Below are 13,901 nucleotides of genomic sequence, written 5' to 3' on the forward strand. Positions count from 1 at the left end.
AATCGGCTAAACCCCAGGCATGCAGCTACGCTCCATGTTTGCCCGGAATTATCGCTCCCTGCGCTCGATCCGCATGGATCTCTCCGATGTCAATCTGTTCATCGGCGAGAACGGTGTGGGCAAGTCCAACCTCTATCGTTCGCTGCAGCTCGTGCAGGCGGCGGTTCGCGGAAGGCTGGCGCATGAAATCTCCAGCGAGGGCGGCATGTTCTCGGCCATGTGGTCGGGCAAACGGCGTTCGCATGAATCTCCCCGCATCCGCTTCGATGTCGAGCTGCTCGATATGGAGAGGGCGGCGACCTTCCGTTACTGGATCGAAGCCGGCATGCGGCCGCCTTCTGCCTCCGCAGGCTTTCCGCTGGAGCCGCAAATCAAGGCCGAGGAACTTTCGGTAGAGACCGGGCGGCGGCCGGTGATGATGATGAAACGCGACGGTCCCGGCATTTCGGTGCGCGGCGAGACCGGGCGCATGCAAGCCCATCCCGAGCAGGCCCTGACCTCCGAAACGGCAATCGCGCTGCTGGGGGATGCCGGCTATTTTCCGGAGGTCGGCACCTTTCGGCGCGCAGTCGATGCTTGGCGCTTCTTTCACGGTTTCCGCACCGATCGCGGCTCGCCGCTCCGCGCGCCTTGCCTTGCCGTGACGGCGCCGATGCTGGATGAGGACGGCGCCAATATAGCTGCTGTTTTCGCGACGCTCGTGCATACGCGAGAGGATACCGTCGAATTGGATCGGGTTCTTGCCGCTGCCCTCGGCGGGGCGAGGCTCGTCGTGCCGGAGCCGCAGGAGACGGCGGATTTCGGCTTGATGCTGCCGGAATTTCCCAACCGCGTCTTTCAGCCGCGTGAGCTCTCCGATGGCCAGATCCGTTTCCTTGGCCTTGCCGCGGCCTTGATGTCCTACCGGCTGCCGCCGCTGATCGCGCTCAACGAGCCGGAGGCGAGCCTGCATCCGGATATGCTGCCGCCGCTTGCCGACATGATCGCGCAAGCGGCGAAGACGAGCCAGATCTGGATCGTCACCCATTCCGAGGTTCTGGCGCAGGCCGTGCGCGAGCGTTGCGGCGCCAAGCCGCGCCGGGTGATCCGCGAAGACGGCTCCACCTGGATCGACGGCATGCGGCTGACCGGCGAGGTCGACGATGACGATGAATAGGGACGATCTGACTTCGCCGCCTTCCAGCCTATGCAAAGATGCTGATGCACGCGGCATTATTGGCGACTAGGCAAAACCCCATATGGCGGCGTAGCCGGGCGAGACCCACAGTGCTTTCGAGGGCATATATTCGGCCGGACCATCGGCGTTCGAACGACGCAAAAATTTCTCAGCCACAGTTTCAGCGTGCGCGCTCAAACAGTCAGGCCGACAGAAGCTTTCCGATGTCTCGGCGTGGCGGAGCCCCGAACAGCCGAGCATATTCCCGGCTGAACTGTGAGGGGCTGGCATAGCCCACCTCAAAGGCGACCGTTTCCGCCGACATTTCGCGTGACAGCATCAGCCGGCGCGCCTCCATCAGGCGAATCTGCTTTTGAAACTGCACCGGTGTCATCGCGGTCATTGCCTTGAACTGACGATGGAAGGCTGTCGGGCTCAGGCCGGCGAGCGCGGCAAGATCATCGACGCGCACCTGCTTGTCGAAATTGCCCCGCAATGCGTGGATCGCTTCGACCAGACGCCGGTTTCGCTCCGCACCGACGACCATGCGGGCGAAGACAGCGCCATGTGGCCCGGCCAGCAGGCGATAGCATAGTTCGCGCTTGACGCCGGGATAGAGCAGCGGGATTGCCTGCGGCTCGCCAAGCAGGCTGACGGCGCGCGCCGCGCAGCCGAGGATTGCCTCGTTGAGCTCCATAACGAAGGCGGCGGCATGCTCGTCGGAGGCCGGAGTGGGCGGCGCCTCCATGCTTTCATAGACTTCGCGTAGGATTGCCTGATCGAGTTCGATGACGGCGCTGAGATAGGGCGCATCCGGCGCGCCGTGTACCACCTGGCTTGCACCCGGCATCTCGACGCTGACGACCATGGCCTGGCTGGTGCGATAATGGAGCCTCCGTTCGCCGAACGTCGTCCATTTCGCGCCCTGCACCACGATGCACAGCGCCGGCCGGTGGATCAGGTGGTTCGGATGCCGCTCGGAGAAGGATCGGAGCAAGGCCAGTCCGTCGATCGCGGTGAAATAGGGGCTGCCGTTTCCATGAGCCGCAAACGCGGCGACAACGGCATCATGCAACATCGAAAGGGTGCTCAATCGGATTCCCCGCAAATCTGGAATTCGACGTTAACGCCGGAGGCAGGATCAGGCAAGAAAGAAGCCGGTTCCGGCATGTTCGCCCGTGCGTCGCCCTCTTATGTTCACCGTCATCAACCAACGGAGAACGGCAATGACACAGAATTCCGAACGCAAAATCGCAATCGTCACCGGCGGCAGCCGCGGGCTGGGCCGCAACACCGTGCTCAACCTCGCCAGACGCGGTGTCGACTCGATCCTCACCTACAATTCCAGCAGGGCGGAAGCCGAAAAGGTCGTGGCCCTGGTTGCTGAAGCTGGCGCTAAAGCCATTGCCCTCAGGCTCGACACCGGCGACGCTCACGGTTTCGGCCCTTTCGTCGACGCCGTAAAGCAGGCGCTTGCCGATTTGGGCGCCGAGCGCTTCGACTACCTCGTCAACAATGCCGGAACCTCGCACCACAACAGCATCGAGGCGACGACGGAAGATGAACTGGACATGCTTTACAATGTGCACTTCAAGGGCGTTTTCTTCCTGACGCAGAAGCTTTTGCCGCTGATCAATGACGGCGGCCGGATCGTCAACCTGTCGAGCGGCCTGACTCGCATCATCGTTCCTGGCAGCGCTCCTTACGGTGCGATGAAGGGAGCGGTCGAGGTGCTGACCCAGTACATGGCAAAGGAGCTGGGACCGCGTCGCATCGCCGTCAATGTCGTCGCGCCCGGCGCCATCCAGACCGACTTTAGCGGCGGTATGGTGCGCGACAATCCGGATCTGAACCAGCGTGTCGCCGAAATGACGGCGCTGGGCCGTGCCGGCCTGCCCGACGATATCGGTCCGATGATTGCCTCGCTGCTCTCCGAGGACAATCGCTGGGTCAATGCCCAACGCATCGAGGTCTCTGGCGGAATGTCAATCTGAGATGCCGCTCCGGACCGCGTTCAAATAATCCTACCGCTTCGCAAACGAAGGAGATTCGATCATGATGATGAACAGACGCACATTTTCTAAAACTTTGCTCGTCGGTGCTGCCACGTCATTTGTTGCGACACGTGCCGGCCTGGCCGCCACACACACGCCTCCAAAGGCGCGCAATGTCGTTCTCGTGCATGGACTTTTCGCCGACGGATCATGCTGGACCGAGGTTATCGCCCGGCTGCAGGCGAAGGGCCTAAACTGCACGGCGGTCCAGAATCCGCTCACCACGCTGCCCGATGCCGTGGCCGCCGCCGGGCGCGTCCTCGACCGGCAGGACGGTCCGACTGTCTTTGTCGGCCATTCCTTTTCGGGGATGATCCTCACCGAGGCAGGCATACACCCGAACGTCTCTTCATTAGTTTATGTCGCTGCCCGAGCACCGGATGCAGGTGAGGACTATGCAGCTTTGGCAAAAACCTACCCGACACCACCCGCAACCGCGGGCATTGTCTTCGACGGCGACGAAGGACGGCTGACGGAAGAAGCGTTCCTGCGCGATTTCGGGGGCGACCTTCCCGAAGCCAGGGCCAGGGTTCTCTATGCCGTTCAACAACCATTCCAAAAGGCGTTGCTCACCGGCAAAACCTCAAACGCTGCTTGGCGCTCGAAGCCAAGCTACTACGCTGTTTCGACGCAAGATGAGACGATAAATCCAGACCTGCAGCGTTTCATGGCCAGACGCATGGGCGCTAAAGCCATCGAACTCAAATCCAGCCATCTGTCGCTCATTTCACATCCGGATGAGATCACCAAACTCATTCTGGAAGCTGCCGGGCAATCATGACATTGGATCCCCTGACGCCGCGAGAGCCGATATTCCGAGCCTGATCGCTGCCGGCAAGGCCAACGGGGAGATCGCCGTCCCGAAGTGCCGGAATGAATCCGGCTGGATTGATCGCCAGGAATTCCGCGTCATCGGCAACTCCGGCTATCAGGTCTACGGGCCTCAGTCGGTACAGAAGGCCCATTTCCTCCAGAAGCCAGACGACCCGAAATCCCCTTCCTTCGCCGTAAACCGTGATCATGGCCCGTTTCCTCCTCGCTGAGGAACCGACGTCTGTCCGCCAATGTCTCTAAGACGCACGAGCGTATGGCGATCCGACATCGCAGTGGAAAATTGTTGAGAAACACCGAACGGTGGATGTCCGGCCCCGGCCAATGGAGGACCTTCGCGTCAAATCAAATGAACGGCCGCTCTGGGGCCGTGAGCAGACTGGCTGCTATGAAATGACAAGACGCGGATAGCGGACTTTCCCTAAGCCGAAAAGTCCGCCATTCGGAGATTGTGAAGATTGGGCGGGAGTAGACGCGCCTCATGTTGACTTGAACTGTCGAGTGCTTCCCGCAGCGCGTCCGACGCAGAAGTGGGTAGCCTCCGTCATACCTGATCCGTGCCGGACTTACGCCTTGGCGGCGTCCTGTGCCGCCGCGAATACATCGCGTGCGGACGTCTTACCCGCTACGTGCTCCGTACCCCCGACGCCGAGGTCCATCCATCCCGCATTCACGGCCTCGTACATTTCTTCGGCAGGTCCGCTGTGGCCCTTCGGGATGCCGAATTGCTCTAACGCTTCCGCCCATCCTGCACGCGGGATTGCAAAGGCTTTCACGTCGAGATTTAGGACTTCGCCCAATTGTTCCGCGACTTCATCCGCCGTGACCATCGAACCAATCTCGACGATGCGCTGCCCTGACCATGCTGGCCCGGTCAAAAGGGTTGCAACCTCGGCGCCGATGTCACTCGTCGCGACCATGGTCGATTTCCGGTTTGTCGGATTGTAGAAGACCGGTAGCGTTCCGCCCTGCGCGACCTGCAAGCCGAAAAGAAAATTTTCGAAGAATCCGCCTGCGCGCACAAATGCGATTGGCGAAATCAGGTCGCGTAAACCTTGCTCCAGAAGCGACAAGGCCGTGATCACCCCGTGCCCGCTGGTTCTGTTCGCGCCCATCGACGAAAGCGCAACCACTCGCGGCGGCGCTTCCTTGGTGAGCGCCTCGACATAATTTGCAATCACGCCCTTTGCTTCTTCGTAATAGGGCGACGGCGCCCAGACCGGGGGCAACATGACGAACGCACCTTCGACGCCTTTGAGCGCTCGCTCGATGGCTGCCGAATCATTCCAATCGCCGTCGGCCAGTTCCACGCCCTGGTTCGCCCAGTTAACCGCCTTCTCGCGGTCGCGGACCAGCGCGCGCACCTTCTTGCCTTGCGCCAGCAAATGCTTTGCCGTCGCGCCGCCCACGTTTCCCGTGATTCCCATTACTAAAAACATGCGTTTTCTCCTGATGTTGAGGGACAGAGTACTGCCCCGGTTGATTCAATGGATGAGCGGCAGAATGGCCCGGATTCGGGCGTCACGCAGATAGAGGCCGCCCCAAGTAATCGCGCCCAGAAGCAGCGAAATGATTTCCGGCGGCGACCCTAATTCACCGATGCGGACATGGGCGCTGATCGCGCCTCCCAAAAAGCCTGTCACCAGGATCGCGCCGAGGACGGCGGTGGCCGGAATGGCGTAAAGGGTGGCGCAGGCGAGGATGATCGGACCCACGATACGGGTCAGGTCCATCGCGAACCCGGTTTCCTGCAACATGCTCGCGATCTGTCCCGGCATGAAAAGTTGAATAGTGCCGTCGGCCACCAGAGCGATCACGACAAACGCGCTCATGATCCGGCCCGCCCACTGGGCGCGATGCAAGGTCATGGTTTCAGGCACCTGATGCTGTTTCATCGTTTCGGACATGTGTCGTTCTCCGATGGCGTTATTCAATTTTGAAGCTACTGTGTCTCTGGAGCATGATAAACAGCACAAAAAGGAACGTACTGTTCTCTATGTGGTCAACAATACCGAGACACGAAAATGCAGAATCTCGAACCAATCCTCATATTCATAACGGTCGCGGAAATGGGAAGCTTCACCCGCGCGGCCGATAGCCTGGGCATCCAAAAGGGAAGGGCCTCAACGGCGGTCCGCAGGCTGGAAGAAGATGTCGGTGTCAGGCTCCTGCACCGGACGACGCGCAGCGTGCAGTTGACGGAGGACGGACGCGCATTTCATGCCCGTGCCCGCGATCTGCTTGCTGAAGTCGATGACCTGCACTCGATGTTCGCAGGCGATCGCGTGGCACTTCGCGGGCGTTTACGGGTCGATCTTCCGACCGAGGTGGCGCGCACAACGATCGTGCCGGCCTTGCCGGATTTCATGGCGGCTCACCCCGAGTTGGAGCTGGAGGTGTCGAGTACGGATCGGCAAGTCGATCTGGTTCAAGAGGGGTTCGACTGCGTATTGCGGCTTGGACCCATAGGAGACGAGACGCTGATTGCTCGCCCATTGGGCCTGTTGCGCATGGTCAACGCTGCCAGTCCCGCCTATCTGGCGCGCTATGGCGTCCCTCGATCGCTGGAAGATCTCCAGCGTCAGGAACATCGGACAATTCATTTTTCGACGATGCTGGGCGCAAGACCCCATGGATGGGAATATCCGGACGGTGACGGCTACGCGACGCTTCAGTTACCTGGTGCGCTACACGTCAACAGCGCGCAGACTTACGACGCCGCTGCCCTCGCCGGCCTTGGCCTGATTCAGGCACCACTCTTGGGGATCGGGCAATATTTCGAGAGTGGAGCGCTTGTGGAGATCATTCCCGATTTTCGTCGCCGGGCGATTCCGGTGTCCCTCGTCGTGGCACATAGGAGCAATCTGTCGCGCCGGGTCCGCGCATTCATGAAATGGATCGAAGATGTGCTGACGCCGTATCTGGAATAGATGCCCGCTTTCGGGACGGTACACTTTGCCCGAGAGCGGCGAGGATGCGGGCGCGAAGCAGAAACGGGAAGAGCGGAATCCTCCCACGTCGCTTTGCGACCCCATCAGACTCACAAGATGAGGACGATCACGATGACCGAAGCGCCGGATAAAGGCCCCTTCTTTCATGGCACAATCGCGGATTTGCGCGTGGGTGACTTCCTCACCGCAGGATATCGGTCGAACTATCGTCCTGAAGTGGTGATGAACCATATCTATTTCACTGCCATTGTGGACGGTGCCGGGCTTGCCGCTGAAATCGCGGCCGAACTCATCGGAGGCGGCGCAGTCCCGCGTGTTTATGTCGTAGAGCCGACCGGGACATTCGAGAACGACCCGAACGTGACCGACAAGAAATTTCCCGGCAACCCCACTCGGTCGTATCGCAGCAGCGCACCGCTCAAGGTCATCGGCGAACTCACGCATTGGACCAGATTGACGCCTGAAGCACTACAGGTATGGAGAGAACGACTGACCGCACTGCGCTCAGACGAACGAGGCGAAATCATCAACTGATGCGAGGCGACACGGATCGTGTGCCCATTACACGATCGAATCGCTAAAAGGAGACGGTCCGCTTTTGACCCGCAGCAGACGATTTTCTGCTGCCGGCGCCGCAGTGCATGACCTCGGATGACCGGTCTACGGCGTGGGACGCTCGGAGCGCTTGCGCTTTCTGCGCAAGCAGGTTAAATACTGAACTATATGGTTCAGTATTTAACTCCTCCCCTCGATCTCTCGTTTACGGCGCTGTCTGATGCGACCCGTCGCGGGATCATCGATCAGCTTGGGCGAGGGGATGCGTCGATCACCAGTCTCGCGGATAAGTTCCAGATGACGCTGACCGGCATGAAGAAGCACGTCCAGGTTCTCGAGCGGGCGGGGCTCGTCGTCACGCAGAAGGTCGGACGGGTGAGAACCTGCAAGCTTGGGGAACGCGGCCTCAAGGCAGAGGCCGAGTGGATCGAGGCGCATCGCAAGCTCTTCGAGGCTCGCTTCGAAGCTTTGGATGAAATCATCAGCGAAATGCAACAAGAGGGAAGCGATGACTGAGCAAGTTAACGGTGCATCTGGTCCGCAGAACCGCACGTCAGTCGAGCGCAGAGGGGATCGCGAACTCGTCGTAACGCGGATATTCGATGCGCCGCCCAGCACGGTTTACAGGGCGTGGAGCCAACCTGAGTTGTTCCAGCGCTGGTGGGTGCCAAAATCGGTATCCGGCGTTTCGCTCGTATCGTGCGATATGGACGTCCGTACCGGTGGCAAATATCGTCTGGAATTCGGCGTCGGCGGTTCGGACACCATGGCCTTCTATGGCAAGTATCTCGAGGTGGTGCCGAACGAGCGCATCGTCTGGACCAACGACGAGGGCGAAGAGGGTGCGATCACGACCGTGACCTTCGAGGACCAAGGCGGGAGGACACTGCTGAATTTCCACGAAGTCTATCCGTCCAAGGAGGCGCTTGACGAAGCGCTACAGGGATCGGCGGCCGCATTGCCGGAGCAATTGGAGCAGCTCGACGAAATGCTTTCCATCACAGGCGAGTAGCGCGGTCGGGAAAGTCGACTCGAGGGAACGTCTGCTGCTGGGGAATGACCCAACCCTTCCGGCCGGAGCGAGGGCGCGAAGAAGTGACTCGCATCACGATCGCCAAACGGCAGCTTCGGCTCGATTGTGGTCATTGGCGGCATTGCCGCACAGGGCCAGACATTCACCGAGGCTGCGGACCGTTCGCATTTTGCGCGTGCTCTTGAGTAGCTGCCGGGTTTTCTTTTGCGCTCGTCCGGGGCATGGTCTGGCGCAATGAGCAAAGATTCTTCCGATCTGTTCGGTGCGCTTTTCGAGGCGGCGCCCGCAAAGCCTGTGATGAGCCGCACGGTTCCCGTTCTCGTGCCGATGCCGGCGCCGAGGGCCTATTCCTATGCCGTGCCCGAGGGCATGGCGGTGGAGCCGGGCTCCGTTGTCCAGGTGCCGCTGGGGCCGCGTCAGGTCATCGGCGTCGTCTGGGATGGCGAAGACGACGGCGGCGTCGACCCGAAGAAACTTCGGCCGATCAGCCATGTGTTCGATTGCCCGCCGCTCGGCAAGCAGATGCGTGACTTCATCGATTGGGTTGCCTCTTACACGCTGTCGCCGCCGGGGCTGGTGGCACGCATGGCCTTGCGAGCGCCTGCCGCCTTCGATCCCGAACCGATGATCGAGGGCTTGCGCTTCGTCGGCGGCCAGCCGGAACGGATGACGCCGGCCCGCGCCAAGGTGATGGAGATTGCCGCCGACGGGCTTTCCTGGACGCGTACCGGGCTTGCGCATGCGGCGGGTGTTTCCACCAGCGTTATCGACGGGCTGATCTCGCAGGGCATTTTCGAAACCATCTTCCTGCCACCGCCGCCCGTCGTCGCCAAGCCCGATCCTGAATTCACCGCGTCGCGGCTCGAAGGGCCACAGAGGCAAGCGGCCGAAGAGATCCTGGCTGATGTGGGCAAGGGCGAATTCGCGGTTTCCCTGATCGATGGCGTTACCGGCTCCGGGAAGACGGAGGTCTATTTCGAGGCCATCGCCGAAACGCTGAGGCACGGCAAGCAGGTGCTGATCCTGCTGCCGGAAATCGCGCTGACGGCAAGCTTTCTCGAACGCTTCCAGGATCGCTTCGGCGCCAAGCCGGCCGAATGGCATTCCGATCTCGCGCCGCGCATGCGCGAAAAAGTCTGGCGTCAGGCCGTGACCGGCGAGGTCAGGGTCGTGGCCGGCGCTCGTTCGGCGCTGTTCCTGCCTTTCGAGGATCTCGGGCTCATCATCGTCGACGAAGAGCATGACCCTGCCTACAAGCAGGAGGACCGCGTCTTTTATAATGCGCGCGACATGGCCGTGGTGCGCGGCCGCATCGGCGACTTTCCCGTGGTGCTGGTTTCGGCGACGCCTTCAGTCGAAAGCCAGGTCAACGGCCAGAGCGGCCGCTACACGACAATCCACCTGCCGACCCGCTTTGGCGATGCGGCACTTCCCGATTTGCATCTGATCGATATGCGCCGGCATGCGCCGGAGCGCGGCGGCTTTCTTTCGCCGGTCATGATCCGGGCGATCGGCAAGACGGTCGCCAAGGGCGAGCAGGCGCTCATGTTCCTCAACAGACGCGGTTACGCGCCGCTGACGCTCTGCCGGGTCTGCGGCCATCGGTTCCAGTGCCCGCAATGTTCGAGCTGGCTGGTCGAGCATCGCTTCCGCGGCCAGATCCAGTGCCATCAATGCGGCTATGCCGAGCGCACGCCGGAGGCCTGCCCCGAATGCGGCACGCTCGATCATCTCGTTGCCTGCGGGCCAGGCGTCGAGCGCATCGCGGAAGAAGTGGAGCGGCATTTTCCCGAGGCGCGGACGATCGTGCTCTCCTCCGACATCATGGGCGGCGTCAAGCGGCTAAGATTAGAGCTCGATGCGATCGCCAAGGGCGAGGCTGACATCGTCATCGGCACGCAGCTCGTCGCCAAGGGGCACAATTTTCCGCTGATGACGCTGGTCGGTATCGTCGATGCCGACCTCGGCCTGGCGAACGGCGATCCGCGCGCCGCCGAGCGCACGTTCCAGCTCCTGTCGCAGGTGACGGGACGCGCCGGGCGAACCGGTCTCAAGAGCCACGGTCTGCTGCAGACCTACCAGCCGCAGCATCCTGTCATGCAGGCGATCGTATCTGGCGATGCCGGCGCTTTTTACGAGCGTGAGATTTCCGAGCGGGAAAGGGCCATATTGCCGCCCTTTGGCAGGCTCGCCTCGATCATCGTCTCGGCCGACACGAGGCAGGATGCCGAAACCCACGCCCGCGGCATGCGCAATGCGGCGCCGCAGGTGACGGGCATTTCGGTGCTCGGCCCGGCCGAAGCGCCGATCGCGCTCGTACGCGGCCGCCACCGCTTCCGCCTGCTCGTGCACGGCCGGCGCAATTCCGACATGCAGGGTTTCCTCCGAGCCTTGCTGGCGCAGTCGCCGAAGGAGCGTGGGTCCGTGCAGGTGCAGCTCGACATCGATCCGCAAAGCTTTCTGTGATTGACGCTGCAGATATCTAGACTGCGCCTTCCCCTTGCAACCCGGATCATGCCATAAGTTCGGCCGTCTCACTTACATGGTTTGCGCGCGGCTGATTTGGGGGCGACCGATGGAGCTTTATTTTCCGACCGAATTCGGCGAGCGGCTTGCTTACTGTTCGGCTGCCGTCACCGCGCTCATCGGTCTCTTCCTGATGTTCGCGCCGGGCTATACCTACCGCTTCCTCAAGCTGCAGGTGAAGGAAGGGTGCTCCGAAGCCTATGCCGAGGCTCGTTCCGCTGGCGGCTTCATGGTCGGCTTCGGGCTGGTGGCGATCCTGTTGGCGCAGCCGATGATCTATCTCGCGCTCGGCGCTTCCTTCGGCGTCGCGGCGTTCGGTCGCATCCTGTCGCTGATGTCAGATCGTGGCAGCATATTTTTGAGTCTTCTCCTTCTGGTTGCGCAGGCTGCATTGGCGGCGCTACCTTTTCTCTACGGGCTAGGCTATATTTGAGCCGAAAACAGCTCCGGCGCGGCTTCTCCGCCGGCGCTATCCCCATGCTTTTCGAGTTTTGGCATCATAAATTCGCCCGAATGGCGCATTCGTCGATTACGCGTGTTGCGAGTCTCAATATCCTATGTTAGACGAACCCCGAATTTCGGATGCGGTGGGAGTGCGCTCCTGCTGATTTCTGGGGGAAATCAAAACGAATTCAAGGACATATGGCTTCCGTCATCCGGAAGTCGAGTTCTTGGGTTGAAATCAGGGAATTTTGTGCCCGTGGCAGACACATCCCAGCATGTTTCTGGCGTTGCAGAACGATATGCCTCGTCGCTGTTCGAATTGGCCCTTGAAGAGGGTGCAGTGCCGGCAGTGACCGCCGATCTCGATCGGTTCCAAGCCATGCTCGACGAAAGCGACGATCTGAAGCGTTTCGTCCTCAGCCCGGTTTTTTCGGCTGAAGATCAAGTCGGCGCGATCCAGGCGCTGGCAACGAAGGCTGGTTTCGGTGCCTACGTCACCAATTTTCTGAAGCTTGTGGCCAGCAACCGGCGCCTTTTTGCGCTGCCGGGCATGATCAAGGCTTTCCGCATCATCGCCGCTCAGCATCGCGGCGAGATTTCCGCCGAGGTAACCTCGGCCCATGCGCTCACTCCGGCGCAGGAAGATGAATTGAAGGCGGCGCTGAAGGGCGTCACCGGCAAGGACGTGGCGATTGCCGTCACCGTCGATCCGTCGATCCTCGGCGGCCTGATCGTCAAGGTCGGTTCGCGTCAGATCGATACGTCCCTTCGCACCAAACTCTCCACCCTTAAGCTTGCATTGAAAGAGGTCGGCTGATGGATATCCGCGCAGCGGAAATTTCCGCAATTCTGAAAGATCAGATCAAAAACTTCGGCAAGGAAGCTGAAGTCTCCGAAGTCGGCCAGGTTCTCTCCGTCGGTGACGGTATCGCCCGCGTCTACGGTCTGGACAATGTTCAGGCCGGCGAAATGGTCGAATTCCCCGGCGGTATCCGCGGCATGGCGCTGAACCTTGAAGCCGACAATGTCGGCGTGGTTATCTTCGGCTCCGACCGCGACATCAAGGAAGGCGACACCGTCAAGCGCACCGGCGCGATCGTTGACGTTCCGGTCGGTCCGGAACTTCTCGGCCGCGTTGTCGACGCGCTCGGCAACCCAATCGACGGCAAGGGCCCGATCAACGCGACGCGCCGTTCGCGCGTCGACGTCAAGGCTCCGGGCATTATTCCGCGCAAGTCGGTTCATGAGCCGATGTCGACCGGCCTCAAGGCCATCGACGCTCTGATCCCGGTTGGCCGCGGCCAGCGCGAGCTCGTCATCGGCGACCGCCAGACCGGCAAGACCGCCATCATTCTCGACACGATCCTGAACCAGAAGGCCATCCACGATGCCGGCCCGGACAGCGAAAAGCTGTACTGCGTCTACGTCGCCGTCGGCCAGAAGCGCTCCACCGTCGCTCAGTTCGTCAAGGTGCTCGAAGAGCGCGGCGCGCTGAAGTACTCGATCATCGTTGCCGCGACCGCTTCCGATCCGGCTCCGATGCAGTTCCTGGCTCCGTTCGCCGGTTGCGCCATGGGCGAATACTTCCGCGACAACGGTATGCATGCTCTGATCGGTTACGACGACCTGTCCAAGCAGGCTGTTTCCTACCGCCAGATGTCGCTGCTGCTGCGCCGCCCGCCGGGCCGCGAAGCCTATCCGGGCGACGTTTTCTACCTGCACTCGCGCCTCCTCGAGCGCGCTGCCAAGATGAACGACGAGAAGGGCGCTGGTTCGCTCACCGCTCTCCCGGTCATCGAAACGCAGGGTAACGACGTTTCGGCCTTCATTCCGACCAACGTGATCTCGATCACCGACGGCCAGATCTTCCTCGAAACCGACCTGTTCTATCAGGGTATCCGTCCGGCCGTTAACGTCGGTCTGTCGGTTTCGCGCGTCGGCTCGTCCGCTCAGATCAAGGCGATGAAGCAGGTTGCAGGCTCGATCAAGGGCGAACTCGCCCAGTATCGCGAAATGGCTGCCTTCGCCCAGTTCGGTTCCGACCTCGATGCGGCAACGCAGCGCCTGCTGAACCGCGGTGCCCGCCTGACCGAGCTCCTGAAGCAGCCGCAGTTCTCGCCGCTGAAGACGGAAGAGCAGGTCGCGGTGATCTTCGCCGGCGTCAACGGCTACCTCGACAAGATCGCCGTTCCGCAGGTCGGCAAGTTCGAGCACGGCTTCCTGTCGTACCTCCGCTCGGAAGGCAAGGAAATCCTCGACACCATCCGCACCGAAAAGGCCATCAGCGACGCGACGAAGGGCAAGCTCACCGCTGCTCTCGACAGCTTCGCCAAGTCTTTCGCGTAATCGGG

General features: G+C 61.1%; 14 protein-coding genes and 1 pseudogene. 11 read left to right on the plus strand and 4 right to left on the minus strand.

Features of this window, described 5'->3' with window-relative positions:
- Nucleotides 1–19 precede the first annotated feature (19 nt).
- Entirely contained in the window at nucleotides 20–1,156 is a 1,137-nt protein-coding gene (locus HGP16_RS10515; RefSeq protein WP_168839941.1) for an AAA family ATPase, read from the plus strand.
- Between the two features lie 202 nt (nucleotides 1,157–1,358).
- Here the strand turns inward: HGP16_RS10515 and HGP16_RS10520 are convergent, their stop codons facing one another.
- Nucleotides 1,359–2,249, minus strand: a complete 891-nt coding sequence (locus HGP16_RS10520; RefSeq protein WP_168839942.1) for an AraC family transcriptional regulator — start codon at nucleotides 2,247–2,249, stop codon at nucleotides 1,359–1,361.
- 133 nt (nucleotides 2,250–2,382) lie between these two features.
- Between HGP16_RS10520 and HGP16_RS10525 the strand changes: the two genes are divergently transcribed.
- Nucleotides 2,383–3,150: an SDR family NAD(P)-dependent oxidoreductase gene (locus HGP16_RS10525; protein WP_168839943.1), complete on the plus strand. Its 768-nt coding sequence runs from the start codon at nucleotides 2,383–2,385 to the stop codon at nucleotides 3,148–3,150.
- A 61-nt stretch (nucleotides 3,151–3,211) separates the two neighbouring features.
- On the plus strand, nucleotides 3,212–3,991 hold the full coding sequence (locus HGP16_RS10530) for an alpha/beta fold hydrolase (RefSeq protein ID WP_168839944.1): 780 nt from the start codon (nucleotides 3,212–3,214) through the stop codon (nucleotides 3,989–3,991).
- Nucleotides 3,992–4,061: 70 nt separating this feature from the next.
- On the opposite strand, the pseudogene HGP16_RS10535 reads toward HGP16_RS10530, so the two are convergent.
- From HGP16_RS10535 to HGP16_RS10545, 3 genes and pseudogenes are all read right to left on the minus strand, one after another.
- Nucleotides 4,062–4,232: pseudogene (locus HGP16_RS10535) on the minus strand (glutathione S-transferase N-terminal domain-containing protein); the annotation flags it as partial.
- A 375-nt stretch (nucleotides 4,233–4,607) separates the two neighbouring features.
- Nucleotides 4,608–5,480: an NmrA family NAD(P)-binding protein gene (locus HGP16_RS10540; RefSeq protein ID WP_168839945.1), complete on the minus strand. Its 873-nt coding sequence runs from the start codon at nucleotides 5,478–5,480 to the stop codon at nucleotides 4,608–4,610.
- A gap of 45 nt (nucleotides 5,481–5,525) precedes the next feature.
- Complete coding sequence (locus HGP16_RS10545) at nucleotides 5,526–5,948, minus strand: DoxX family protein (RefSeq protein ID WP_168839946.1); 423 nt, start codon at nucleotides 5,946–5,948, stop codon at nucleotides 5,526–5,528.
- A 117-nt stretch (nucleotides 5,949–6,065) separates the two neighbouring features.
- Between HGP16_RS10545 and HGP16_RS10550 the strand changes: the two genes are divergently transcribed.
- From HGP16_RS10550 to atpA, 8 genes are all read left to right on the plus strand, one after another.
- The gene (locus HGP16_RS10550; protein ID WP_168839947.1) at nucleotides 6,066–6,971 is read left to right on the plus strand and encodes a LysR family transcriptional regulator; all 906 of its coding nucleotides are present in this window, start codon (nucleotides 6,066–6,068) and stop codon (nucleotides 6,969–6,971) included.
- A gap of 132 nt (nucleotides 6,972–7,103) precedes the next feature.
- Nucleotides 7,104–7,526 carry an NAD(+)--rifampin ADP-ribosyltransferase gene (gene arr, locus HGP16_RS10555; protein ID WP_168839948.1) on the plus strand — a complete coding sequence of 141 codons (423 nt, stop codon included), beginning with the start codon at nucleotides 7,104–7,106 and terminating at the stop codon, nucleotides 7,524–7,526.
- 189 nt (nucleotides 7,527–7,715) lie between these two features.
- Nucleotides 7,716–8,063, plus strand: a complete 348-nt coding sequence (locus HGP16_RS10560) for an ArsR/SmtB family transcription factor (protein ID WP_168839949.1) — start codon at nucleotides 7,716–7,718, stop codon at nucleotides 8,061–8,063.
- A complete protein-coding gene (locus tag HGP16_RS10565; protein WP_168839950.1) occupies nucleotides 8,056–8,559 on the plus strand; it encodes an SRPBCC family protein in 504 nt (167 codons plus the stop codon). The genes HGP16_RS10560 and HGP16_RS10565 overlap by 8 nt, the downstream gene beginning before the upstream one ends.
- Before the next feature lie 255 nt (nucleotides 8,560–8,814).
- Nucleotides 8,815–11,046 (plus strand): primosomal protein N', encoded by a 2,232-nt coding sequence (locus HGP16_RS10570; protein ID WP_168839951.1) that lies wholly within the window; start codon nucleotides 8,815–8,817, stop codon nucleotides 11,044–11,046.
- Between the two features lie 109 nt (nucleotides 11,047–11,155).
- Nucleotides 11,156–11,539 carry a DUF4345 domain-containing protein gene (locus HGP16_RS10575; RefSeq protein WP_168839952.1) on the plus strand — a complete coding sequence of 128 codons (384 nt, stop codon included), beginning with the start codon at nucleotides 11,156–11,158 and terminating at the stop codon, nucleotides 11,537–11,539.
- A 261-nt stretch (nucleotides 11,540–11,800) separates the two neighbouring features.
- Nucleotides 11,801–12,367, plus strand: a complete 567-nt coding sequence (locus tag HGP16_RS10580) for a F0F1 ATP synthase subunit delta (RefSeq protein ID WP_168839953.1) — start codon at nucleotides 11,801–11,803, stop codon at nucleotides 12,365–12,367.
- Nucleotides 12,367–13,896 (plus strand): F0F1 ATP synthase subunit alpha, encoded by a 1,530-nt coding sequence (gene atpA, locus HGP16_RS10585; RefSeq protein WP_168839954.1) that lies wholly within the window; start codon nucleotides 12,367–12,369, stop codon nucleotides 13,894–13,896. Before HGP16_RS10580 ends, atpA begins: the two co-directional genes overlap by 1 nt.
- Nucleotides 13,897–13,901 lie beyond the last annotated feature (5 nt).

It is taken from the genome of Rhizobium sp. P40RR-XXII, assembly GCF_012641405.1.
In the GTDB taxonomy this organism is placed as follows: Bacteria; Pseudomonadota; Alphaproteobacteria; order Rhizobiales; family Rhizobiaceae; genus Rhizobium.

Bases quoted from the DNA above. Each gene is read 5' to 3' on its own strand.
- HGP16_RS10565 (WP_168839950.1), top strand. From the start codon at position 8,056: ATGACTGAGCAAGTTAACGGTGCATCTGGTCCGCAGAACCGCACGTCA.
- atpA (WP_168839954.1), top strand. From the start codon at position 12,367: ATGGATATCCGCGCAGCGGAAATTTCCGCAATTCTGAAAGATCAGATC.
- HGP16_RS10540 (WP_168839945.1), bottom strand. From the start codon at position 5,480: ATGTTTTTAGTAATGGGAATCACGGGAAACGTGGGCGGCGCGACGGCA.
- HGP16_RS10570 (WP_168839951.1), top strand. From the start codon at position 8,815: ATGAGCAAAGATTCTTCCGATCTGTTCGGTGCGCTTTTCGAGGCGGCG.
- HGP16_RS10530 (WP_168839944.1), top strand. From the start codon at position 3,212: ATGATGATGAACAGACGCACATTTTCTAAAACTTTGCTCGTCGGTGCT.
- HGP16_RS10575 (WP_168839952.1), top strand. From the start codon at position 11,156: ATGGAGCTTTATTTTCCGACCGAATTCGGCGAGCGGCTTGCTTACTGT.
- HGP16_RS10560 (WP_168839949.1), top strand. From the start codon at position 7,716: ATGGTTCAGTATTTAACTCCTCCCCTCGATCTCTCGTTTACGGCGCTG.
- HGP16_RS10545 (WP_168839946.1), bottom strand. From the start codon at position 5,948: ATGTCCGAAACGATGAAACAGCATCAGGTGCCTGAAACCATGACCTTG.
- HGP16_RS10515 (WP_168839941.1), top strand. From the start codon at position 20: ATGCAGCTACGCTCCATGTTTGCCCGGAATTATCGCTCCCTGCGCTCG.
- HGP16_RS10550 (WP_168839947.1), top strand. From the start codon at position 6,066: ATGCAGAATCTCGAACCAATCCTCATATTCATAACGGTCGCGGAAATG.
- arr (WP_168839948.1), top strand. From the start codon at position 7,104: ATGACCGAAGCGCCGGATAAAGGCCCCTTCTTTCATGGCACAATCGCG.
- HGP16_RS10525 (WP_168839943.1), top strand. From the start codon at position 2,383: ATGACACAGAATTCCGAACGCAAAATCGCAATCGTCACCGGCGGCAGC.